Below are 22,809 nucleotides of genomic sequence, written 5' to 3' on the forward strand. Positions count from 1 at the left end.
CTTCCGACTCCTTCTGCTTCGTGTCCGGTTCAGGCCCGGCCGGGCCGGTCGGCGTGGCCGGGTCCGGGCCCGTGCCGGTGGAACCGCTCGTGGTGCTGGCGCAGCAGGTCGGCGCCGTAGTCGTTGCCGTTCGGGGTGCGCACCACGGTGTGGATGTGCCGCCGGGTCGGCACGTCGTTGTCGAACATGACCCCGGCCTGGTGCTCGAACTCGACGAGGATCACCGGGCTGTGCACGCGGTAGTAGAAGGCGCTGTCCGGGCCGCCGTCGCCGATCCAGGAGAAGTACGTGTCCTGCTTGTGGGCGAGCACTTCGGCGGTGCGCACCTGCGCCTGGGCGTCGCCGGCCCGGCCGGTGTACAGCCCGAGCAACTCGGTGGCCAGCGCGTACTGGTGGCCGGTCAGCTCGGTGAACGGCATGCCCTGGTAGTTGAGTTCGTAGTTGTCGCGGAAGGCGCCGACGAACAGGTCGGGCGGCAGCACGTCGCCGATCACGGCCTGCGCGCGCTGCTTGCCGGTCAGGCTGTCGAACAGCTCCTGGCCGACGGCCTCCTCGCGGCGGAAGACGTGCGTGCCGGCGTACTTGCCGGAGGTGGCGTGCACCGGTTCGGCGCCCAGGAAGGTCGGGGTGAGCACCATCTGGTCGCCGACGAAAACGCAGTTGACGTTGACGTGGTGGCCGTCGAGCTGCCAGCCCCACGGCTGCGCGCCGTCGCCGGGGTCGCCGTAGACGGTGAACCAGTACAGCCACTCGTTGAGCAGGTCCTCCTCGCCGCGCAGCTCGCCGATGGTGAGGTTGAGGTGCATCAGGTCGACGACTTGCGTGAAGCCGGTCTCGCTGAGGCTGGCGCGCATCACCTCGAGCGCCGAGTTCCGTACCGGGTCCGCGAGTTCCTCCAGGCACACGCCGTGCCGCAGGAAGTAGCGGGCGCCGTTGGCCCAGTGCCGCCACGACACGTCGTCCATCGGCAGCCGGCCCTCGGCCAGTTGTGCGGCGCTGAGGCCGGAGAGGTAGCGCTCGGCGGCGCGCCGCACCCCGGTGACGTCCACGCCGGTGCTGTGCAGCGGGAACAGCCCGGGGCGCACCCCGGCGGAGTCGGCGACGCCGCGGAAGGGCTCGTCGGCGGCGCGCCTGCGCCACTCCACCCGCTCCAGCAGGTCCGGGGTCCACACCGCGGGCTTGCGGGTGGGCGCCTTGGGCCGGTACCTGAGTCCGTCAGTCATCGAGGAACGCCCCTTCCCGCACGATCCGGTCGACGTCGACCGGGGTGCGCACGACCTGCTGCTCCAGCGCGTAGCCGGCGCCGATCCGCACCGACTCCGCCAGTTCGCCGCTCCAGCCGGCCGCGACGACCCGCCCGGCGGGCGAGGTGTCGCGCTGGTCCGCGGTGGCGGCGATCGACGCCGACAGCGCCCGGTACAGCGCGGCGACCGCCTGCGGCGCGGACTTCAGCACCTCGTCGCGGACCACGACCATGTGGTTGACCGGGACGGTGCCGTGCCGGTCGATCCACGCCTGCGCGGCGGCCGGCGCGTCCGGCAGGACCGGGACCAGTTCCACGCCCTGGGTGCCGATGGCGCGCGGGCCGAGCACCGCGGCCGCCACGTCGCCGGTGCGCAGCAGGTCGGCGACCTTGGACGCGTCCGAGCGCTGGACGTTGTCCGGCGCGCGGTACTGCGCGACGTGCGGCTCCTCGGTGGTGACCCAGGTGACGTCCGAGGGGCGGACGCCGTAGTCCTCGCGGAGCACGCCGCGCACCCACAGCCCGGTGGTCTGGCTGTAGGAGCGCACCCCGACCCGGGCGCCGGCCAGGCCGGCCGGGGTGAGCGCCGGGCCGTCCGGCAGCCGGGTGAGCGAGCCGTGGTGGGTGCCGCCGATCATCGCCACCGGCAGCAGCGTGATCGGCACGCCCGCCTCGCGGGCCTGGAAGTACGTCGCGAGGGCCATCTCGCACACGTCGTACTCCAGGCTCCGGACCATCCGGGCGAAGGCGGAGTACAGCGGCTTCGCCTGCGCCCAGGCGCACTCCACCCCGGGGACCGGGACGGTGCCGTCCTTCAGCGGCCGGGTGTGCGGGTAGTCCCCCAGCAGGACCGACAGCCGCGCCATCACACGTCCTCGCCGTACTGGAGCCGGCGGTAGGGCACGCTCAGCACGTTGCGGGTGATCCGCACGTCGACGACGGTCGGGCGCGGGTCGCGGACGAACTCCGCGAGCGCGGCGAGCAGTTCGCCGGTGGTGCGGACGGTGGCGCCGCCGCCGCCGAGCGCGACCGCGACCGGCCCGAGGTCGGGGTTGCCGATCACCGCCAGCTCCGGGTCCAGGCCCTTCGCCTTCGCCTTGTGGAACTCCGCGCCCAGCCCCTCGTCGTTCATCACCACGACCAGCACCGGGATGTCGTAGCGGCAGGCGGTCTCGAACTCCGACAGGTGCATCAGGAAGCTGGCGTCGCCCTCGACGACGAACGCCGGGCGGTTGCCGTTCGCCACGATCGAGCCGATGGTCAGCAGCGGCGCCTGGCCGATCGCGCCGAACATGCCGTAGTTGGAGAGCACTTCGCGGGAGCGCTGGAAGAGCATGGTGCCGAAGTCGGTCTGGTGGCCGCTGCCGAGGACCAGGCCGATCTCACGCGGCAGGGCGGCGTCCAGCACCCGGATCACCTCGCGCGGGTCGAGCCGGCCGGGCTCCTCCTCGTAGCCGGACGGCTCCGCGAGCGCCTCGGTGAGCCGGCTGCGCACCTCGTCGGTGTGGAAGCCGTCGCCGCTCGCCGGGCTCTTGGCGAGGACCGTGTTCAGCTCGGCGAGCGCGGTGCGCGCGTCGGCCCGTACGTAGCACTCCGCGGCGCGGCCGTGGCCCATCACCACGTTCTGCGCGGTGTCGATCTGCACATAGGTGGCGTCGGGGAAGAGCAGGCCGTGCTCGGTGGTGTAGTGGTTGAGGCTGGCGCCGACCGCGATGACGCAGTCGGCCTCCTGGAGCAGTTCCATGGCGACCTTGTTGCCGTACAGCCCGGAGATCCCGACGTGGAACTCCGTCGCGTCGCACAGCCAGTTCTTCGCCTGGAGGGTGGTGGCCAGCAGCGCGCCGGTGTGCTCCTGGAAGCGCAGCAGCTCCTCGCCCGCCTCGGAGGCGCGGGCGCCGCGCCCGGCGATGACGACCACCCGCTTGGCGGCCCGCACGATCGCCGCCGCCTGCTCCACCCGGGTCGGGTCGGGCAGCAGCCGCGCGGTGTCGATGAGGTCGGTGGAGGGGACGTAGGGGCCGGCGTCCTCGTACTCCTTGACCTGCACGTCGAACGGGGCGCTGATCATGATCGGCCGGGACTCGGTCCTGGCCAGGTAGAACGCCTGGCGCACCGCCTCCTCGGCGAGTTCGGGCCGCGAGACCTGCACGAAGCCGCACTCGATGGCGGCGGCGAACCGGCGCTGGTCCAGGTACTGCACGGCCGTCTCGTCGCCGACCGGCACCTCGCCGCAGAAGGCGACCAGCGGGGTGCGGGCCCGGGCGGCCACGATCATCGAGGTGGCCAGCTGCGCGGTGCCCGGGCCGCTGGTGGTGGTGACCACGCCGGGCCGGCCCGCGGCGCGCGCCCAGCCGTCGGCCATGCCCAGGCCCGAGCCCTCGTGCCGCACCTCGTACAGCTTCACCCCGCGCTCGTGCAGGGCGTTCATCCAGTGCATGTTGGCGTCGCCCATCATGCCGAAGACGTCGGTGGCGCCCTCTTTGACGAACGCCTCGGCGAGTGCCTCGTAGACCTTCACTTGCCGGACTCCTTCGCGGTGGTGGTGGAGGTGGTGGCGGCGACGCCGCGCCGCGCCAGGATCTGCGGCAGCCGGGAGAACACCCGCAGCGCGTTGCCGCCGAAGATCGCGTCCCGGTCTGCCGCGTCGAGGGAGTCCAGGGAGTCCAGCAGGTAACCGGTGTCGTCGAAGCGGTGGCCGGTCTCGGGGTCCACCCCGCGGACGGCGCCGATCATCTCCGAGGCGAACAGGATGTTCTGCGCGGGCAGCACGTCCACCAGCAGCTGCATGCCGCGCCGGTGGTACACGCAGGTGTCGAAGTAGACGTTGCGCAGCACCGCCTCCTCCACCGGCGGCAGCCCCCGGTCCTGGAGGAAGCCGCGGTAGCGGCCCCAGTGGTAGGGGACGGCGCCGCCGCCGTGCGGCAGGATGAATTTCAGCGTCGGGAAGTCCTTGAACAGCTCCGAGGTGCACAGCTGCATGAAGGCGGCGGTGTCGCCGTTGAGGTAGTGCGCGCAGGTGCCCTGGAGGGCCGGGTTGCGGGACATCGCGACGTGCACCATCGCGGGGACGTCCAGCTCCACCATCTTCTCGTAGAGCGGGTAGTAGACCTTGTCGGTCAGCGGCGGGGCCTGCCAGTTGCCGTCCGACGGGTCGGGGTTGAGCAGGCAGCCGACGAAGCCCAGCTCCTCGACGCAGCGCTGGAGTTCGGCGGCGCTGTGCCGGACGGAGGCGGCCAGCGGCTCGCCCGGGGACTGCGGCAGCTGGCACACCCCGACGAACCGGTCCGGGAAGAGCCCGCAGACCCGGGCGATCAGGTCGTTGCTGACGTGCGACCAGGCCAGGCTGGTCTGCTCGTCGCCGTAGTGGTGGGCCATCTTGCCCGCGCCGGGCGAGAACAGCGCCAGATCCGTCCCCCGCTCCAGCTGGAGCTTCAGCTGCCCCTGCTCGATGGCGGTTCTGATCTCGTCGTCGCTGATGCGCAGTTCGGCGGGCGACAGCCGCGCGCCGGACTCCTCGAACGCCTGGATCTGCCGCTCGCGCCACTTCCCCAGCGCGGCCGGAGCCGTGGTGAAGTGACCGTGACAGTCGATACGCATGCAAAACTCCGAAACTCGCGTGCCGGGGGCGCGGGCGCGCCTGCGGCGGGGGCGGGGGTGTGGTGCGGCGGGGGGGCGTGCGGGCCCGGTCGCGGGGAGGCGCGGGCACCGGGCCCGTACGCGGGGCCGGTGCGGCTGGGCCGCGGCTGGTTCGCGGCTCAGTCGCGGCCGGTCAGGGAGCGGCCCAGTTCCAGCCCGGGGTAGGTGCGCACCGGCATGGACATCAGGAAGCGGTAGCCGTCGTCCAGCACCTGCTTGACGTTGTCGGCCGTGACGTGCGGGTGGCCGACCGGCACGTTGCGGGCGGCGCAGATGTCGAGGATGCGGCGCTTGCACTCCAGCATCAGCGGGTGGTCGTACTGGCGGGGAATGCCCAGTTCCTGGCTCATGTCGCCCTCGCCGATGATGATCAGGCCGATGCCCGGCACCTGGTCGAGGATGTCCGGCAGGTTGTCGATGGCGAGCTGGTCCTCGATCATGAGGGCCACCAGGATCTCGCCGTCCGGGTCCAGCGGCCACACGTCGGCCTTGGCGTAGTACTCCGCGTTGCTGACGCCCCAGTAGCGGGCGGCGGTGGCGGGGCTGTCGCCGCGCAGGCCGGCGGGCTGGTGGCGGGGGCGGTCCGGCAGCCGCGGGTAGCGGCAGGCGGCGACGGCGTTGTACGCCTCCTCGACCGTGGAGATGTGCGGCCACACGATGCCGTACGCGCCCAGGTCCAGGGCCTGCTTGGCCTGCCACTGGCCCTTCTCGCCGCCGTTGACGGGGATGCGGACCAGCGGGGTGAGCGCGGGCGCGAGGCTGTCGGCGCCGAAGATCTGCTTGCGGCTCAGCAGGTACTGGAGGCTGTCGCGCAGGGCGGGGACGTCCCACGGCTTGTGCTCGGTCTCGAAGACCAGCGCGTCGTAGGCGCTGGTGCCGAACTCAAGGGCGGCGGACGGGTCGGCCGCGGAGAAGGACGCGAAGACGTGCTGTCCTGCCTCGAAGGCGGCGATCACCTTATTGAGCCGGGGCGTTGCCACTGCCGACCTCCTCGGTCTGCGTCGGGTGCGAAGCGTCGTGGGTGTGCGGGGCGCTGTGGTCGCCGCGGGCCGGGGCCGCGGGGGTGGGGCGCGGCGGGTCCTGGCGGCGGCCGAAGAGGCGGCCGAACCAGGCCAGGCAGCGGCGCAGCAGCCCGGCGGGTGCGGGTGCGGGGGTGGATGCGGGGGCCGGGGTGGCGCCGGGTGCGGGGGCGGCGGCCGGCGCGGGTGCCGGGGCGGACGCGGACACGGGGGCGGCGGCCGGCTCGGAGGCGGCGGAGGCGGCGGGCGTCGGCAGCGGCTCGGCGGCGGGCGCGGCCGCGGGCTGCCCGCACTTCGCGATCAGCTTGGCGGTGAAGTCCTTGGTCATCCGGGAGACCACCACATTGGCGCCGGACTCGACCAGCGAGGCGAGCTTGCCGCTGAGGGTCACCTCGCCGTCCATCAGCACCCGCGCGCTGCCGGGCTCGGCGCCGTCGACCACGCGGAACGTCGCGTCGCCGCGGAAGCGGGTGGCGCCCTGGCCGTCGCCGCCGCGGGCCGACAGCCGGCCCTCGAACTCCCCCGGGTCCAGGTCGAGCGTGATGCGGGCGGCGAACTTCACCCGGATCGCGCCGAACTTGATCACCAGGGCCCCGTCGAACGACCCGTCGTCATGGGCCTCGCCGAGTTCCGCCCCGGCGATGCAGGACACGACGTCCGCGGGGTCGGACACGACCTCCCACACCCGGCTGCGCGGGCTCGGGACGTCGATCTCTTCCTTGATCGTTATCACTGCGGTTCCTTACGCGGGAGCGCCGGACAGGTCTATCTCCGACTTGAACAGGCTCCACAGGTCGTTGTAGAGCTCGGAGAACTCGCGCGACTCGACCAGCGAACCGATGTCGCGCGGCCGTTCGAAGGGGACTTCCAGGACGCGGCGCACCGTCCCGGGCCCCTTGGACATCACGATCACCTCGTCGGCGAGGTAGAGCGCCTCGTTGAGGTCGTGGGTGACGAAGATGAGGGTGCCCTGCTGCTCCTGCCACAGGTTGAGCAGGTCCTGCTGGAGTTTGAGCCGGGTGATGGCGTCCAGCGGGCCGAACGGCTCGTCCATGAGCACGATCGCCGGGTCGTAGATCAGCGCCCGCGCGATGGCGACGCGCTTCTGCATGCCGCCGGACAGCTCGCGCGGGTAGTGGTCCTCGAAGCCGGTCAGGCCGACCACCTTGATCCAGTGCGCGATCCGCTCGTTGCGCTCGTCCTTGGGCACATGGCGGAACTTCAGCGCCAGGCCGATGTTGGCCCGCACGCTCAGCCAGGGCAGCAGGTTGGACTTCTGGGTCACGTAGGCCGCTTCGGAGTTGACCCCGCGGACCGGTTCGCCGTTGAAGTCGACCGTGCCCCGGGACGGGTTGAGCAGTCCGGCGGCCAGGTTGAGGATGGTGCTCTTGCCGCACCCGCTCGGCCCGATCACGGCGACGAGTTTGCGCCGCCGGACCCGGAACGAGACGTTCTCGATGGCCGGCTGGTGGGTCCCGGGGAACTCCAGGGTCACGTCCTCGAAGCGGAGTGCCTCCGCACTGGTGTCTTGCTGGTTGGTCGACAACTCTGTCTCCTTGGCCTGCAACGGGAGAGGCGATCCGGGGCTCGCAGATGGGCATTCGAGCCACTTAGCCGGTCAACGCCGCTGGTTACGGTGCGGCTTCCACACGGCAGTCCAGTACGCACGGCACCCCATGGAGTGGGTGACCCGCGGTCCCGACTGGCGGATTGTCCAACAACTTGCGAGCGACCGTAACACCGCCGAATCGTCAGCTCAAGAAGGGTGCGCGAAAATCCTTGGTTCTGGTCTGCCCGGCCGCACACGGCCGCCGCGGCCTGTTGAACAAAACGGCGAGGCCACCGGCCCGACGGCGCGATCTGGTGTAAAAGGGTGGATATGCACCGGTCCCGTCGGCTGCGGGGTCCGGCCGGCTCATCACGTGGCCCGCGCACACGTGGGTGGTGGCGCGGTCCGCAGTCGCTCCTCAGCCCGCGCAGTGTGGTCGGCCAGATGTTCCTGCTCCAGGTGGCGGTCATCCTGCTGATGGCGGCCGTCGCCGCGGTCCTGCTCGTGGTGACCGTGAAACGCGAGGCCGAGCAGGCCGCGGCCCGCCGCTCCGCCGCGATCGCGAACGCCGTCGCCCACGCCCCGGGGGTGGTCGCGGCCCTGCGGTCGTCCGACCCCACCGCCCAGCTCCAGCCGGCGGCCGACGCCATCATGCGCACCTCCCACGTCGACTTCGTCGTGGTCGTCGACCGGCGGGGCATCCGCTACACCCAGCCCGGCCGGGCGTCGCTGCTGCACACCCGGATCTCGTACCCCCAGGACCTGCGCGCCCTCCGGACGGGACGCGCCGTCACCGGCCACGTGAAGTCCGGCGGCCACGACGCCATGCGCACGTTCGTCCCGATCAAGGACAGCGACGGGCGCGTGGTCGGCGGGGTCGCCGTCGGGGTGCGGGTGAGCACCATCGACGCGACCGAGGCCGGGCGGCTGCCAGTGCTGCTGGGGATCACCGCGTTCGCGATGGCCGCGAGCACCGTGGGCACCGCGCTGCTCGGCCGGCGCCTGCTGCGGCAGACCCGCGGGCTGGGCCCGTCCGAGATCACCCGCCTGTACCTGCACAACGACGCGGTGCTGCACGCCGTGCGCGAGGGCATCGTGATCATGGACGCCGACGGCACGATCCTGCTGGCCAACGCCGAGGCGCGCAAGCTGCTCGGCCTGCCGCCGGAGGCCCAGGGCCGGCAGGTGGACGCGCTGCCCCTGGCCCCCCCGCTCGCCGAGCTGCTGGGCTCGGGGCGGGAGGCCAGCGACGAGGTGCACCTGGCCGGCGGCCGGGTGCTCGTGGTCAACCAGCGCCCCCTGGACGGACACGAGGCGGTGGCCGGCAGCGTCGCCACCATGCGGGACTCCACCGAGCTGAGCGAGCTGTCCAGCCGGGCGGACGCCGCGCGCAAGCGGCTGTCGGTGCTGTACGGCGCGAGCATCGGCGTCGGCAGCACCCTGGACGTCGGGCGCACGGTCGACGAACTCGCCAAGGCCACGGTCCCGCTGTTCGCCGACTACCTGACCGTCGACCTCGCCGAGCCGGTGCTGAACGGCGACGAACCCACCGGCGCCGAGCCGGAGTTGCAGCGCGTCGTGAGCGCCGGTATCCAGCCGGACCCGCCGTTCGCCCCGGTCGGCGCGCACGTCGCGGTCGACCTCGCCGCTCTCGCGGCGGGCGCGCCGGACGCCGGGCACGGGCGGCTGGACGCCGACCTCTCGGCGGGCGACGGCCTCGTGCCCCGGTACGTCCCCGGCTTCGGCGCCGCCGACCCCGCGCTGACCGAACCCGTCGCGGCCCGCGGCATCCACTCGCTGGTCACGGTCCCGCTGCGGGCCCGCGGCGTGGTGCTGGGCGTCGCCGCCTTCTGGCAGGCACAGGGCCGCGCCCCCTTCGAGCAGGACGACCTGGAGCTGGCCGAGGAGCTGGCCGCGCGCGCCGCGGTCGCCATCGACAACGCCCGCCGGTACACCCGCGAGCACGCCATGGCCGTCACCTTGCAGCGCAGCCTGCTGCCCGGGGCGCCGCCGGAGCTCAGCGCCCTGCAAGCCGCCCACCGCTACCTGCCGGCCGCCTCCGGCGGCGTGGGCGGCGACTGGTTCGACGTGATCGCGCTGCCCGGCGCGCGGGTGGCGCTGGTGGTCGGGGACGTCGTCGGCCACGGGCTGCACGCCGCGGCGACCATGGGCCGGCTGCGCACCGCGGTGCACAACCTGTCGGCGCTCGACCTGGCGCCCGACGAGCTGCTGTCGCTGCTGGACGACCTGGTCACGCGCATGGACGCCGACGAGGGCAAGGACGCCGGCGGCGAGCCGGGCGTCACCGGCGCCACCTGCCTGTACGCGGTGTACGACCCGTCCTCCGGCCTGGCCACCATCGCGCGCGCCGGGCACCCGATGCCGCTGCTGGTGCGGCCGGACGGCACCGTGCACACCCCGGACGTGCCGGTCTCCCCGCCGCTGGGCCTGGGCGGCGCGGAGCCGTCCGAGGCCGCCGAGCTGGACCTCCCCGAGGGCAGCACGCTGGTGCTCTACACCGACGGCCTGGTCGAACGCCGCGACCGCGACATCGACTTCGGTCTGGACCTGCTGCGCGGCACGCTGGCCGCCCACCCGGGCCTGGACCCGGAGGCGACCTGCCAGGCGGTGCTGGACGCGGTGCTGCCCGAGCACCCCGCGGACGACGTCGCCCTGCTGGTGGCCCGCACCCGGCGGCTGCCCGCCGAGCGGATCGCCCGGTGGGAGATGCCCTCCGACCCGGCGGCGGTCGCCGAGGTCCGCGCGGCGTGCGGCCGGCAGCTGGCCGCGTGGGGACTGGAAGGGCTCGGCTACAACACCGAGCTGATCGTCTCCGAGCTGGCCACCAACGCCGTCCGCTACGGCTCTCCCCCGGTCAGCGTCCGCCTGCTGTACGACCGCAAGCTGATCTGCGAGGTCGCCGACGGCAGCAGCACCTCGCCGCACCTGCTGCGCGCGGCCGGCACCGACGAGGGCGGCCGCGGACTGTTCCTCGTGGCCAGCCTCGCCGAGCGCTGGGGCACCCGCTACACCCGGCGCGGCAAGGTGATCTGGACCGAGCAGCCGCTGCACACCGCGGCGGACGAGGCCGCCGCGGCCACCGCCGAGGAGCTGCTCGACCAGTGGGGCGACGAGGAGCTCTGAGCCCCACCCGCCTCACTATTGTCCGACATTTTCTCTCGCCCCCTTCGGCCACCGAGCCACAGCTTCCTGGCTCCACAGCCGAAATTCCTTGCCGTCGCACGCCGTTGTGCGGCGTTGCCCGTCGGAGTTGTTGCGGCATCATGGACCCGGTGTTACGGTCGCCCACACCTTGTATGACAATCAGCGCCCGGCTTGCCTCGTGGCGACTGGGGAGAAGTCATGAGACGCCACACCTCGGACGCCACCGGCAGACCCGCCGCCCGGGCCGTCGCGGCAAGCTGCGCCCTGGCGCTGTGCGCGGTGGCGCTGACCGCGTGCGGCGGCAGCGGCTCGGGCAAGAACGCGGACGGCACGACCACGGTCACCGTCGGCGTCGCGGGCAACATCTTCGACATGCCGATCCGGGTCGCGGAGGCCAACGGCTACTTCAGCAAGCAGAAGCTGAAGGTGAAGTACGTGACGACGACCGCGGCCACCGGCACCTCCGCGCTCCAGTCGGGCTCGATCCAGTTCCTCAACGACAGCCCCACCGACTTCCTGTCCGCCGTCGACCGCCGCGTCCCGGAGACGGCGATCGCCGCGGACGGCGGCGGCAACCCGCTCGGCCTGATCGTCAGCACCAAGTTCGCCAAGGCGCACAATCTGACCGCCTCGACGCCCGCGGCGCAGGTCGCCAAGGCGCTGGACGGCTCCACCGGCGGTTCGAGCTCGGCCAACACCAAGGGCGAGGCGAGCGTCTACCTCAAGGCGTACGGCGTGGACCCCGGCAAGGTGAAGTGGGTCTCGCTGCCCAGCCCCGCCGCCGACAAGGCGGCCCTGAAGAGCAACCAGATCGACTGGTTCGTCACCTCCCAGCCCACCCCGCTGGCCATCCAGGGCACCGGTGACGGCGTCGTGGTCGCCGACTCCACCAAGGTCACGGCCTGGTCGGAGAAGGAAGCCGGATACGGGCAGATCGTCGTCGCACGCAACAGCTACCTCAGCCAGCACGCCGACATCGCCAAGAAGTTCGCCACCGCCGTCCAACAGGCCACCGCCTACATGCACGACAACATCGACTCCGCCACCGTGCAGAACGTGGCGAGCAAGGCACTGCCCGGCGTACCGGCCTCGGTCGTCAAGGCCAGCCTGCCCCAGGTCTCCTGGCCGGCGAGCGACGCGATGAAGCTGTCGGTCTGGATCACCACGCTGACGTTCATCAACTCGCTGAACGCGCTGGCCTCGGGGCAGGCGATCGTCTCCTCCGACAACTTCACCAACCGGTACCTGCCATAGGGCGCGCCGGGTGACGACACTCCCCCCGCGTGCGCCTTGTCGGACAACCACCACAGCATGATCGTACGACCACCGGACGATCGGGCCCCGATCCGCAGGCGATCCGCGGGGGATCTGCGGGCCGACCGCCGCGCCCCGCACCAGCCGTGTTGCACTTACCTTCGTGTTGTTGGACAATCCCCCCGGGCCCGGCCGGACCTTCTCGCCGACGGCGCGCTTCGCCTCTAACCTGGCCTCCGCGCGGCCTCGCGCGTGGACTTCCTTCTCACACCCCTAGGCGATCACGGTGGAACAGAGCAGCAACGGCGGTGCCGCGGACGACAGCAGGACGTCCGCCACCCGGTCCAGCCAGGCTTACGAGGAACTTCGCACCCTGCTGCTGTCGGGCAGCATCGAACCCGACACCCGGCTGACCGAGGCCGACCTGACCCGGATGTTCAACGTCTCGCGCAGCACCATGCGCGCCGTCCTGGCCCGCCTGACGCAGGAGGGGTACGTCACCAGCGAGGTCAACCGCGGGGTGCGCACCCGCAACTTCACCCCCGCGGAGGCCCGCGACATCCTGGAGGCCCGCGAGATGCTGGAGTCCGCGCTCGCCGGCTTCGCGGCCGAGCGGGCCGACGACGAGGAGATCGCCGGGCTGCGCGCCACGCTGGAGGAGATGGCCGACGCGCACGCACGCGACGACCAGGCGACGTACTCCCAGGGCAACCGGCGCTTCCACCAGCAGGTCAAGGTCGCCGCGCACCAGCAGACGCTGGCCCGGGCCTACGACACGCTGCTCTACCCGCTGGTGATGCGGCAGTACCGCAACCTGTCCGCGCACCACCCCAGGGCCGGGTCCTACGAGGAGCACCAGGCGATCCTGCTCGCCATCGTCACCCGCAACCCGGCGGCGGCCACCGCCGCGATGCGCCACCACGTGGCCACCGCGCGGCATGCGCTCGTGCTCAAGTAGCGTCGCGGCCACGGCAGTTCGAGGCGGCCGCGCGGTGCGGGCAGACCCGCGCGGCCCGGTCCGCCGCTCTCCGCAGCCGGACTCCCCCACGTCCCTTTCCCAGGAGAGGCAGAGAAGCGACCCATGAGCGCACCAGTCGAGACCGAGTCCGGCCCGGTCGAGGGCATCTCCGGCCGGGACCGCTCGATCACCGTCTACCGGGGCATCCCGTACGCCGCTCCGCCGGTCGGGCCGCTGCGCTGGCGGCCGCCGGAGCCGCCGGCCCGCAACCCGGAGGTGCTCAAGGCCGGTGCGTTCGCGCCGATGTGCCCGCAGTCGCCGCGCGACGCGTCCCGGGCCGGCATCGACCTGCCGATGAGCGAGGACTGCCTCTACCTCAACGTGTGGACGCCCTCCGACGCGGCGCGGCGCGGGCCGCTGCCGGTGCTGGTCTGGGTCTACGGCGGCGGCTTCCGGGCCGGCACCGGCGCGCACCCGCGCTACGACGGGGAGGGCCTGGCCCGCCACGGCCTGGTCGTGGTGACCTTCAACTACCGGCTGGGCGCCTTCGGCTTCCTCGCCACGCCCGAGCTGAGCGCGGAGTCCGAGCACGGCGGGTCGGGCAACTACGGGCTGCTGGACACCATCGCGCTGCTGCGCTGGGTGCGCGACAACATCGCGGCCTTCGGCGGCGATCCGGGCCGGGTCACCGTGGCCGGGCAGTCCGCCGGCGCCGGGACCGTCAACTTCCTGGCGATGTCGCCGCTGGCCAAGGGGCTGTTCCACCGCGCCATCGCGCAGAGCCACACCCGCTACGCCCGCGACCCCGAACTGCGCTACCTGGCCACCTCCTACCGGACGCTCGCCGACGCCGAGAAGTCCGGGGAGACCTACGCCCGCGAGCACGGCGCCCGCTCGCTCGCCGACCTGCGGGCCCTGCCCTGGCCGAAACTCGTCGACGGCCGCCCCGCCTTCGACGAGCAGGTGGACAGCGGCGGCGCCGGCAAACCGCCGATGTTCCGCCCGGTCGTCGACGGCTGGGTGCTACCGCACGGCTACGACGAGACGTACGCCGCCGGCCTCCAGAACGACGTCGCCTACCTCACCGGCAACAACCTCCACGAGAGCGGCGCGGTCCCGGAGTCGGTGTTCGCCGAGCACCGGGCCCGCCCAGTGGCCGTACCCGGCGCGCCGCCGGTGCACGTGACGCTGGAGTCCTTCACGACCGCGGCCCGGCGGAAGTTCGGGCCGATGGCCGAGGAGTTCCTGCGACTGTACCCGGCCGGCACCGACGACGAGGCGGCCAGAGCGAGCAACGCCGCCGTCCACGACAACTCCCGCATATCCACCTACCTGTGGGGCACCCAGTGGACCGCCCGGGCCACCCGGCCGGTCTACACCTACTTCTGGACCCACCCCTCCCCCGCCCTGGGCCAGCAGCCGCGCCGTGCCTCGCACAGCTCGGAGATCGAGTTCGTCTTCGACAACCTCGACCCCGGCAGCGCCCCCTGGACGGAGGAGGACCACCGTGTCGCCGCCGTCGTCTCCGCCTACTGGGCGAACTTCGCCGCCACCGGCGACCCCAACGGCCCGGGCCTGCCGCACTGGCCCGCCTACAGCCCGCACGCCCCGGCCGTGATGGAACTGGGCACCCACTTCGCCCCCGTGCCCATCGCCGACCCCGCCCGGCTCGACTTCTGGCGCCGCTTCTTCGCCACCCAGCAGCCCTGGTGACCACCCCCGGTGGCGCGGCCGGCCGGCCCTGACGAAGAATCGACGTCGCAGGTCGGTACGTCCGTTCGAGGGGATCATGAGGAGCAGCAGCATGCACCAGGCGCCGTCCGGGCCGCTTCCGTACTACGAGGACCCGGGGCCGGGGACGGGGGCGCTGCCGCCGCGCGCGTGGACGGGGGTGTCGGACGCCCGCCGGGTGAACCTGGGCGGCGCGTGGCGGTTCCGGCTGCTGCCCACGGCCGACGGCGCGGACGAGTCCTTCGCCCGGCCGGGCTTCGACGCCTCCGGGTGGGACGTGCTGCCGGTGCCCTCGCACTGGCCGCTCCAGGGCGAGGACGGGGCGTACGGGCGGCCGGCGTACACCAACATCCGCTACCCCTTCCCGGTGGACCCGCCGCGGGTGCCGACGGACAACCCCACCGGCGACCACCTGCGCGCCTTCGACCTGCCCGGCGACTGGCCGGGCGGCGCGGCGGTGCTGCGCTTCGACGGGGTGGACTCCTGCGCCCGGGTCTGGCTCAACGGCCAGGAGCTGGGCACCTTCAAGGGCAGCCGGCTGCCGGTGGAGTTCGAGGTCGGCGAGGTGCTGCGGCCGCGCGGCAACGTGCTGGCGGTGCGGGTGCACCAGTGGTCGGCCGGCAGCTACCTGGAGGACCAGGACATGTGGTGGCTGCCGGGCATCTTCCGCGACGTCACGCTGATCGAGCGCCCCGAGGGCGCCGTCGCGGACTACTTCGTGCACTGCGAGTACGACCACCTGACCGGCAACGGCTCGCTGCGGGTGGACTGCGCGCCGCAGGGCACCGTGACCGTGCCCGAACTGGGCCTGGACATCGCGACCGGGCAGACCGCGGTGGTGCCGGTCGAGCCCTGGTCGGCGGAGCGGCCGCGGCTGTACGACGCGGAACTGGCCACCGAGGGCGAGCGCATCCCGCTGCGGATCGGCTTCCGCACCGTCCGCGTCGAGAACGGCGTGCTGGAGGTCAACGGCCGGCGGGTACTGTTCCGCGGTGTCAACCGCCACGAGTTCGACCCGGACCACGGCCGCGTGGTGGACCTGGAGACGATGCGCCGCGACCTGGTGCTGATGAAGCGGCACAACATCAACGCGGTGCGCACCAGCCACTACCCGCCGCACCCGGCCTTCCTCGACCTGTGCGACGAGCTGGGCGTGTGGGTGGTCGACGAGTGCGACCTGGAGACGCACGGCTTCGAGGAGGTCGGCTGGCGCGGCAACCCGGTCGACGACGACCGGTGGACCCCCGCGCTCCTGGACCGGGCGGCCCGGATGGTCGAGCGCGACAAGAACCACCCGTCGGTGGTGATGTGGTCGCTGGGCAACGAGTGCGGCACCGGCCGTGGCCTTTCCGCGATGGCCGGCTGGATCAGGGAGCGCGACCCGGCCCGCCCGATCCACTACGAGGGCGACTGGTCCTGCCCGGACGTGGACGTCTACTCGCGGATGTACGCCGACCACGCCGAGACCGAACTGATCGGCCGCCGCGCCGAACCGCCGCTGCCCGACGCCGCCTTGGACCGGCGCCGCCGGGCGATGCCGTTCGTCCTGTGCGAGTACGCCCACGCGATGGGCAACGGCCCGGGGGGCCTGACCGAGTACCAGCAGATCTTCGAGACGTACGAGCGCTGCCAGGGCGGCTTCGTCTGGGAGTGGATCGACCAGGGGCTGCGAGCGCGCACCCCGGACGGCACGGAGTACTTCGCGTACGGCGGGGACTTCGGCGAGGAGCTGCACGACGGCAACTTCGTCTGCGACGGGCTGGTCTTCCCGGACCGGACGCCCTCCCCCGGCCTGCTGGAGTACAAGAAGGTGGTGCAGCCGGTCGCCTTCACCGCGGACCTGGCGCGGGGCGTGGTGCGGGTCACCAACCGCCATGACGTCGCGGACCTTTCGGGGCTGGCGTTCCGGTGGGTGTACCAGGTGGCGGGCGAGTGCGCCGGCGAGGGGCCGCTCGCGGTGCCCGCGCTGGCGCCCGGGCAGAGCGCGGAGGTGGCGCTGCCGGACGCGCCGGCCCCGGTGAATCCGGCGGACCTGGTGAATCCGGGCGACCCCGCCGACCCCTTCGACCCTTTCGGCCCCTTCGGCGCCGAGGCGTGCTGGACGGTGCGCGCGGTGCTCGCCGAGGACACCGCGTGGGCGCCGGCCGGCCACGAGGTGGCCTGGCAGCAGTTCGCGGTGCCGAGCCCGCCCGCCCCGGCCCCGCAGGCCCCGGCGGCCGCCGCCGCACCGCACCGCCCGCACCGGACCGACGACGGCCTGATCCGGCTCGGCCCGGGCCTGTTCGACACCGCCGGCACCCTGCGCCGGCTGGACGGCGTCGCGCTGGCGGCCGGACCGCGGCTGGACGTGTGGCGCGCGCCGATCGACAACGACCGGGGCACGCAGTGGCACCCGGACGGGCGGCTGGAACACATGTGGCGCGCGGCCGGGTTCGACCGGATGCAGCACCGCGTCGACGAAGTGGCGCTGGGCGAGGCGGAGTTGACCGTCAGCACCCGCGTCGCCCCGGCCGCCTCCGACCTCGGGCTGCGCACGGTGTACCGCTGGCGCGCGGCCGGCGGAGCGCTCGCCCTGGACGTCGAGGTCGTCCCGGAGGGCCCCTGGACGCTGCCGCTGCCCCGGCTCGGCGTCCGGCTCGGCCTGAGCCCGGCACTGGACGCCGTCGAGTGGTACGGCGGCGGGCCCGGCGAGGCGTACCCCGACACCCGCGACGCGTCACGGCTGGGCCGGTACCGTTCGACCGTGGCCGCGCTCCAGACGCCTTACGTGCGCCCGCAGGAGAACGGCGCCCGCGCCGACGTGCGGTGGGCCGAACTGCGCGCCGCCGACGGCTCGGGCCTGCGGGTGGCCGGTGCGCCGCCGTTCTGGTTCACCGCCCGGCCCTGGTCCACCGAGCAGCTCGCGGCGGCCGAGCACACCTACGAGCTGGTGCGCGGCGACGTGCTGTGGCTGCACCTGGACCACGGGCTCCAGGGCGTGGGCAGCCACGCCTGCGGACCGGAGGTGCTGCCGGACTTCCGGCTGGACGCCGTACCGTCCGCGTTCTCCTTCACCTTCACCCCGCTGCGCGCCGGCGACCCGGCCGGCGCCGCCGACACCCCGGAGCAACCGTGACCGCCCCCTTCGTCCGCCCCTACCGCCCCGCGGACCTGCCCGCGCTGTACGACGTGTGCCTGCGCACCGCCGACGCCGGGCAGGACGCCACCGCGTCGTACGCCGAGGCCGACCGCGACCTGCTCGGCGCGATCTTCGCGGCGCCGTACGCGGTGCTCGAACCCGCGCTGACGTTCGTCGTGGACGACGGCGACGGGCGCGCGGTCGGATACGTCCTCGGCACCGGGGACACGGCGCGGTTCGTGGAGCGGTTCCGGGCGGAGTGGCTGCCGGGCGTCGCGGCGCGCTGGCCCGCACCGGTGGAGGGGGCCGCGGGCGGGGCTTCGGACGGGGCGTCGGGCTCGGCTTCGGGCGGGGCTGCCGCGGGGGGCGGACCCGACACGCCCGCCGAGGCGATGGCCGCGCTGCTGCACACGCCCGAGCGGATGGTGGTACCCGCGCTCGCCGCCTACCCGGCCCACCTGCACATCGACCTGCTGCCGCACGTGCAGCGCTCGGGGTACGGGCGGCAGCTGATGACCGCCTTCCTGGCCGCGCTCGCCGCGCAGGGCGTCCCGGCGGTGCACCTGGGCATGCTCACCGCCAACACCGCCGCCCGCGCCTTCTACGACCGGCTCGGCTTCCACGAGATCGCGGTGCCGGACCCGGGCCCGCTCACCTATCTGGGCCGCGCCACGTCCTGACCCGCCCTCAGCCCCCGGCGTGGGCGCGGCCGTTGTCAGTGGCCGCGCCTACGCTCGGCGGCAGGAGGTGCGCACCCATGACCGACAACGCGTCCCGCTACGAACCCGTGGAAGTCTCCCTGGTGGTCCCCGCTCCGCCGGCCGCCGTCTTCCGCGTCCTGACCGACCCCACCCGCCACACCGACCTCGACGGCTCCGGCATGCTGCGCGGCGCCGTCACCGAGACCCCCGTCTCCCGCGTCGGCGACGTCTTCACGATGCGCATGTTCTTCGCGCAGCACGGCCACTACGAAATGGACAACCACGTGGTGGAGTACGAACAGGACCGCCGTATCGCCTGGGAGCCCGCCCCCGGCCGCGGTCACCCGCACTCCGACGTCCCGGACAGCCGCTGGGGCCACCGCTGGACCTACACCCTCGCCCCCGCGGGCCCCGGCGCCACCCTCGTCACCGAGTCCTACGACTGCTCCCGCGTGCCCGCCGACGAGCGCGCCGGCATGGAGGACGGCCGCGTCTGGGCCCCCGCGATGACCGCCACCCTCGCCCGCCTCGCCGACGCCGTGCAGCCCCCGCCCCCGGCGTAGGGACTGACATGGTGCCTGGCGTGGTGCCTGGCGTAGGGCCCGCCGTAGGGCCTGGCGTCCGCGGCTCCGCGGCCCGGCGAAATCCCGGTGCGCGGACCCGGCCGGCCGGGACACGATGGGGCGATGGGATGGACGATCACACCGTCGCTGCCGCACTTCACCGCCGCGGCGGGCGGCTTCCTGGAGCGGCGGCCCGCGGAGCACACCGTCCTGCGCACCGTCTGCGGCACCCTGGCCCGCCGCGGCACCGACGCCTACGGGCCGCGGCCGCCGCTGTTCGGCTGGTGGCGGGAAGGCGGACAGGGCCCGGTGGAGGCCGCCTTCCTCCAGACCCCGCCGCACCCGCCGCTGCTCGCGCGCGGCCCCGAGCAAGCCGCGCGGGAGCTGGCCGCCGCCTGGGACGGCCCGCTGGAGGGCGCGCGGGGCGAGGCGGAGACGGTGCGGGCGTTCGGCGCGGCCTGGCAGGAGCGGACCGGCGCCGTACCCCGGGTGGTGCGCGAGGAGCGGCTGCACCGGCTGGCCGCGCTGACCCCGCGCGACCCGGCGCCGCCCGGCCGGGCCCGGATCGCCGGGCCCGCGGACCTCGACCTGCTGCTGCGCTGGCACACGGAGTTCGCCCGCGACATCGGCGCACCCGCGGACGACATGGCGCGCGGCGTGCCGGACGCCCTGCGCCGCGGCGGCCGCACCCTGTGGGAGGTGGACGGCGAGCCGGCGGCCATGGCGGGCAGCACCTCGCCCGAGGACGGCGCGATCCGGGTGGTGGCCGTCTACACCCCGCCCGCGCTGCGCGGCCGCGGCTACGCGGGCGCGGTGACGGCAGCGGTGTCGCAGGCGGCGCTGGACGCCGGGGCGGAGGACGTGCTGCTCTTCACCGACCTGGCCAACCCGGTGAGCAACCACGTCTACCGGCGGCTGGGGTACGTCCCGGTGCGGGACCAACTGGTCGTCGCCTTCGGGTGATCGACAGCGGGTCGGGTTCGGGGGAAAGGTTCGGGGTAAGGCCACGCATAATAGGGGAGGCGGTTACTCCGCCGTTCGACGATCGCCAGGAGGAGCCGTGAGCGGTGTCCGCCGACAGCCGTCCCGACTCGTGAAGCTGCGGCCCGCACCGTTCGGGGCCGACCCCGTGGGTGCGCGGCTGGAACGCATGCTCGCCTCACCGAACTACGCCGACGGGGCCTTCGTCAATCCGGTGCCGGCCAGTTCGACGCCCAGCGGGAGCATGGTCAAGGCGCTGCCCGAGACCCTGCGGAAGGACGCGCGGCAGGCGCGGAAGCCGGCCCGGCCGGTGCCGCTGTACCCGACGACGCTCGCCGACCTGGCGAAGCGGCCGGCGTCGGGGCTGCGGCTGACGTGGATGGGCCACTCCTCGGTGCTCGCGGAGATCGGCGGGCGCCGGGTGCTGTTCGACCCGGTGTGGGGCGAGCGGTGCTCTCCGTTCGCGTTCGCCGGGCCGAAGCGGCTGCACCCGGCGCCGGTCCCGCTGGAGCACCTGACCGGCATCGACGCCGTGGTGATCTCCCACGACCACTACGACCACCTGGACATGCCGACGATCGTCGCACTCGTCCGCGGCGGCGCGGTGTTCGTCGTACCGCTGGGCGTCGGGGCGCACCTGGAGCACTGGGGGGTGCCCGCGGACCGGCTGCGCGAGCTGGACTGGCACGAGTCGACCGAGGTGGCCGGGGTGACCCTGACCGCCACGCCCGCGCGGCACTTCTGCGGGCGCGGCCTGCGCGGCCGGCAGCAGACCCTGTGGGCGTCGTGGGTCGCCACCGACGGCGTCCACCGCATCTACCACAGCGGCGACACCGGCTACTTCCCCGGCTTCGCCGACATCGGCCGACTGCACGGCCCGTTCGACGCCACGATGATCCAGATCGGCGCCTACAGCGAGTACTGGCCGGACATCCACATGACTCCGGCGGAGGGCGTGCGCAGCCACCTCGACCTGTGCGGCGACGCCGCGGGCGGCGTGCTGCTGCCGATCCACTGGGGCACCTTCAACCTCGCCCTGCACCCCTGGTCCGAGCCCGGCGAGGGCACCCTCGAAGCGGCGCACCACTCCGGGGTGCGGGCGGTGACCCCGCTGGTCGGCCAGCCCTTCGAGCCGGCCGACCCGCCCGCCGCCTACCCGTGGTGGCGCGAGGTCGCGGTCACCCCCGACACCGGCTGGAGCCCCTGGCCCCTGCCGACCCCGGCACAGAAGGACAAGGTCACCGAGTCCTGACCCCCGACGCACCGTAGCCCGCCACCGCTGAACGGCTCGTCCCGATGTGCTCGTCCAGCAGGGCCCAGTCCCGCCCCGACCGTGAAAAGCGCCGCGCGATCCAGGGCCGACCGTTCCGGGCCGAATGGACCTGATCCGACGTGACTGGGCTTCGCCGGTACGCACACCATGATCTGCCGCCCACCCGTCAGATGCTGACAGACGTACCTGCCGACGCCTTCGCGGACCAGGCGGACGCCGGGCAACTCCGAATTGCCGCACCGGCGGACGGGTGAGCGCTGGCCAGGGGCGGGGAGGCGGATGCCGTCATGACCGGTCATATCTGGCCGGTGCCGTGACCTGGTACGGCGGGCTGCCGGGACACCAGGATCGCGGTGCCGGCCGACCGGTCGGCTGCTTCCCGGGGCCGTGGCAACGCGTCGCGCTGCCACGGCCGGACACGGATGAAGGAACCCGATGAAACTCTTACGTCTGACCGCCGTCGGCGCGACCCTGGCGCTCGCCACCCTGGCCGGCGTCGGCTCGGCGAACGCTGATGCGCCGACCGCGTACGACCTCCTCCAGGCCGGGGCCCAGCAGGGCGTCACCGACGGATACCCCGGCGTGATCGGCCTGGTCCGCCAGGGCGACAGCACCCAGTACGTGCACGCGGGAGTGGGTGACCGCAGCACGGGGGCACCCGCCGACCCCACGGCCCAGTTCCGGATCGGCAGCAACACCAAGGCATTCACCGCCACCGTCCTGCTCCAACTCGAGGGCGAGCACCGGCTCTCCCTCGACGACACCGTCGCCAAGTGGCTGCCCGGAGCCGTCGACGCCAACGGCTACGACGGATCGACGATCACCCTCCGCGAACTGCTCAACCAGACCTCCGGCCTGCCCGACTACATCGACGACCTGGGACTCCAGCTCGCCGACTACACGAACGCCGATCCCAGCCGGCCCTACCCGCCGCAGACCCTGGTGGACGCCGCCCTGGCGCTGCACAAGCCGACCTCGGCGCCGGGCCAGAAGTGGGGCTACTCCAACACCAACTACGTGCTGGCGGGCATGGTGATCGAGGCCGTCACCGGCAACGACCCGGCCACCGAGATCCAGCACCGCATCATCGAACCGCTCGGCCTGACCCACACCACCTTCCCGACCACCGACCCGACCCTGCACGGCAACTACCTGCACGGGTACGAGTGGTTCGCCGGACTCGCCCTCAGGGACGTCACGACCTCGAACGTACAGATTTCGGGTGCGGCCGGGGCGATCGTGTCGACCCTCGACGACCTGGCCACGTTCGACCGGGCGCTGCTCACCGGAACCCTCCTGCCGCCCGCGCAGGAGGCCGAGCTCAAGACGACCGTCCCGACGGACAGCACCGGCACCGCCGGGTACGGGTTGGGCATCTACCACCAGCAGCTGCCCTGCGGGCAGTGGGCCTGGGACCACGACGGCGACGTGCTCGGGTACCACAGCATCTGGCTGGCCAGCGACGACGGCTCCAAGCAGGTGGTGCTCGCCGCCAACGAGTTCCACATGATGGGCCCGACGAACGGCCAGAACGACACGGGCGGCGCCGCGCTCAACGCCCTCTGCGCATGAGGGTGGGCCGCGCCGCCGGTGGCCCCCGCCGGCGCGGTCTCCGGCT

Annotated in this window: 17 protein-coding genes; 10 read left to right on the forward strand and 7 right to left on the reverse strand. The window is 73.4% G+C overall.

What is annotated here, in order from left to right:
• Positions 1-29: 29 nt before the first annotated feature.
• The 7 genes from AC3EVP_RS32665 to AC3EVP_RS32695 form a co-directional block, all read right to left on the reverse strand.
• Positions 30-1,223 carry a DUF3500 domain-containing protein gene (locus AC3EVP_RS32665; RefSeq protein WP_435136245.1) on the reverse strand — a complete coding sequence of 398 codons (1,194 nt, stop codon included), beginning with the start codon at positions 1,221-1,223 and terminating at the stop codon, positions 30-32.
• Positions 1,216-2,109 (reverse strand): substrate-binding domain-containing protein, encoded by an 894-nt coding sequence (locus tag AC3EVP_RS32670; RefSeq protein ID WP_435136248.1) that lies wholly within the window; start codon positions 2,107-2,109, stop codon positions 1,216-1,218. The genes AC3EVP_RS32665 and AC3EVP_RS32670 overlap by 8 nt, the downstream gene beginning before the upstream one ends.
• Positions 2,109-3,761, reverse strand: a complete 1,653-nt coding sequence (locus tag AC3EVP_RS32675) for a thiamine pyrophosphate-binding protein (RefSeq protein WP_435136251.1) — start codon at positions 3,759-3,761, stop codon at positions 2,109-2,111. Before AC3EVP_RS32675 ends, AC3EVP_RS32670 begins: the two co-directional genes overlap by 1 nt.
• The gene (locus AC3EVP_RS32680; protein WP_435136254.1) at positions 3,758-4,840 is read right to left on the reverse strand and encodes an amidohydrolase family protein; all 1,083 of its coding nucleotides are present in this window, start codon (positions 4,838-4,840) and stop codon (positions 3,758-3,760) included. Before AC3EVP_RS32680 ends, AC3EVP_RS32675 begins: the two co-directional genes overlap by 4 nt.
• Before the next feature lie 158 nt (positions 4,841-4,998).
• Complete coding sequence (locus AC3EVP_RS32685; RefSeq protein ID WP_435136257.1) at positions 4,999-5,859, reverse strand: HpcH/HpaI aldolase family protein; 861 nt, start codon at positions 5,857-5,859, stop codon at positions 4,999-5,001.
• Positions 5,837-6,631 carry an SRPBCC domain-containing protein gene (locus tag AC3EVP_RS32690; RefSeq protein WP_435136260.1) on the reverse strand — a complete coding sequence of 265 codons (795 nt, stop codon included), beginning with the start codon at positions 6,629-6,631 and terminating at the stop codon, positions 5,837-5,839. Before AC3EVP_RS32690 ends, AC3EVP_RS32685 begins: the two co-directional genes overlap by 23 nt.
• Before the next feature lie 9 nt (positions 6,632-6,640).
• The gene (locus AC3EVP_RS32695) at positions 6,641-7,444 is read right to left on the reverse strand and encodes an ABC transporter ATP-binding protein (RefSeq protein ID WP_335984343.1); all 804 of its coding nucleotides are present in this window, start codon (positions 7,442-7,444) and stop codon (positions 6,641-6,643) included.
• A 447-nt stretch (positions 7,445-7,891) separates the two neighbouring features.
• Here AC3EVP_RS32695 and AC3EVP_RS32700 point away from each other — a divergent pair, with 447 nt between their 5' ends.
• The 10 genes from AC3EVP_RS32700 (at position 7,892) to AC3EVP_RS32745 (ending at position 22,763) form a co-directional block, all read left to right on the forward strand.
• Positions 7,892-10,591, forward strand: a complete 2,700-nt coding sequence (locus tag AC3EVP_RS32700; RefSeq protein WP_435136323.1) for a SpoIIE family protein phosphatase — start codon at positions 7,892-7,894, stop codon at positions 10,589-10,591.
• Between the two features lie 219 nt (positions 10,592-10,810).
• Positions 10,811-11,866 (forward strand): ABC transporter substrate-binding protein, encoded by a 1,056-nt coding sequence (locus AC3EVP_RS32705; RefSeq protein WP_435136264.1) that lies wholly within the window; start codon positions 10,811-10,813, stop codon positions 11,864-11,866.
• A gap of 286 nt (positions 11,867-12,152) precedes the next feature.
• Positions 12,153-12,824, forward strand: a complete 672-nt coding sequence (locus tag AC3EVP_RS32710) for a GntR family transcriptional regulator (protein WP_435136267.1) — start codon at positions 12,153-12,155, stop codon at positions 12,822-12,824.
• 123 nt (positions 12,825-12,947) lie between these two features.
• Positions 12,948-14,537 (forward strand): carboxylesterase/lipase family protein, encoded by a 1,590-nt coding sequence (locus AC3EVP_RS32715; protein WP_435136270.1) that lies wholly within the window; start codon positions 12,948-12,950, stop codon positions 14,535-14,537.
• 91 nt (positions 14,538-14,628) lie between these two features.
• Complete coding sequence (locus AC3EVP_RS32720; protein ID WP_435136273.1) at positions 14,629-17,670, forward strand: glycoside hydrolase family 2 TIM barrel-domain containing protein; 3,042 nt, start codon at positions 14,629-14,631, stop codon at positions 17,668-17,670.
• Entirely contained in the window at positions 17,667-18,353 is a 687-nt protein-coding gene (locus AC3EVP_RS32725) for a GNAT family N-acetyltransferase (RefSeq protein ID WP_435136276.1), read from the forward strand. The genes AC3EVP_RS32720 and AC3EVP_RS32725 overlap by 4 nt, the downstream gene beginning before the upstream one ends.
• Positions 18,354-18,430: 77 nt before the next feature.
• Complete coding sequence (locus AC3EVP_RS32730; protein WP_435136279.1) at positions 18,431-18,937, forward strand: SRPBCC family protein; 507 nt, start codon at positions 18,431-18,433, stop codon at positions 18,935-18,937.
• A 123-nt stretch (positions 18,938-19,060) separates the two neighbouring features.
• Complete coding sequence (locus AC3EVP_RS32735; RefSeq protein WP_435136282.1) at positions 19,061-19,900, forward strand: GNAT family N-acetyltransferase; 840 nt, start codon at positions 19,061-19,063, stop codon at positions 19,898-19,900.
• 97 nt (positions 19,901-19,997) lie between these two features.
• Positions 19,998-21,170 (forward strand): MBL fold metallo-hydrolase, encoded by a 1,173-nt coding sequence (locus AC3EVP_RS32740; RefSeq protein WP_335984156.1) that lies wholly within the window; start codon positions 19,998-20,000, stop codon positions 21,168-21,170.
• A 456-nt stretch (positions 21,171-21,626) separates the two neighbouring features.
• A complete protein-coding gene (locus AC3EVP_RS32745) occupies positions 21,627-22,763 on the forward strand; it encodes a serine hydrolase domain-containing protein (RefSeq protein WP_435136286.1) in 1,137 nt (378 codons plus the stop codon).
• The last annotated feature ends 46 nt before the right edge of the window (positions 22,764-22,809 follow it).

It is taken from the genome of Actinacidiphila sp. bgisy144 (genome assembly GCF_057708105.1).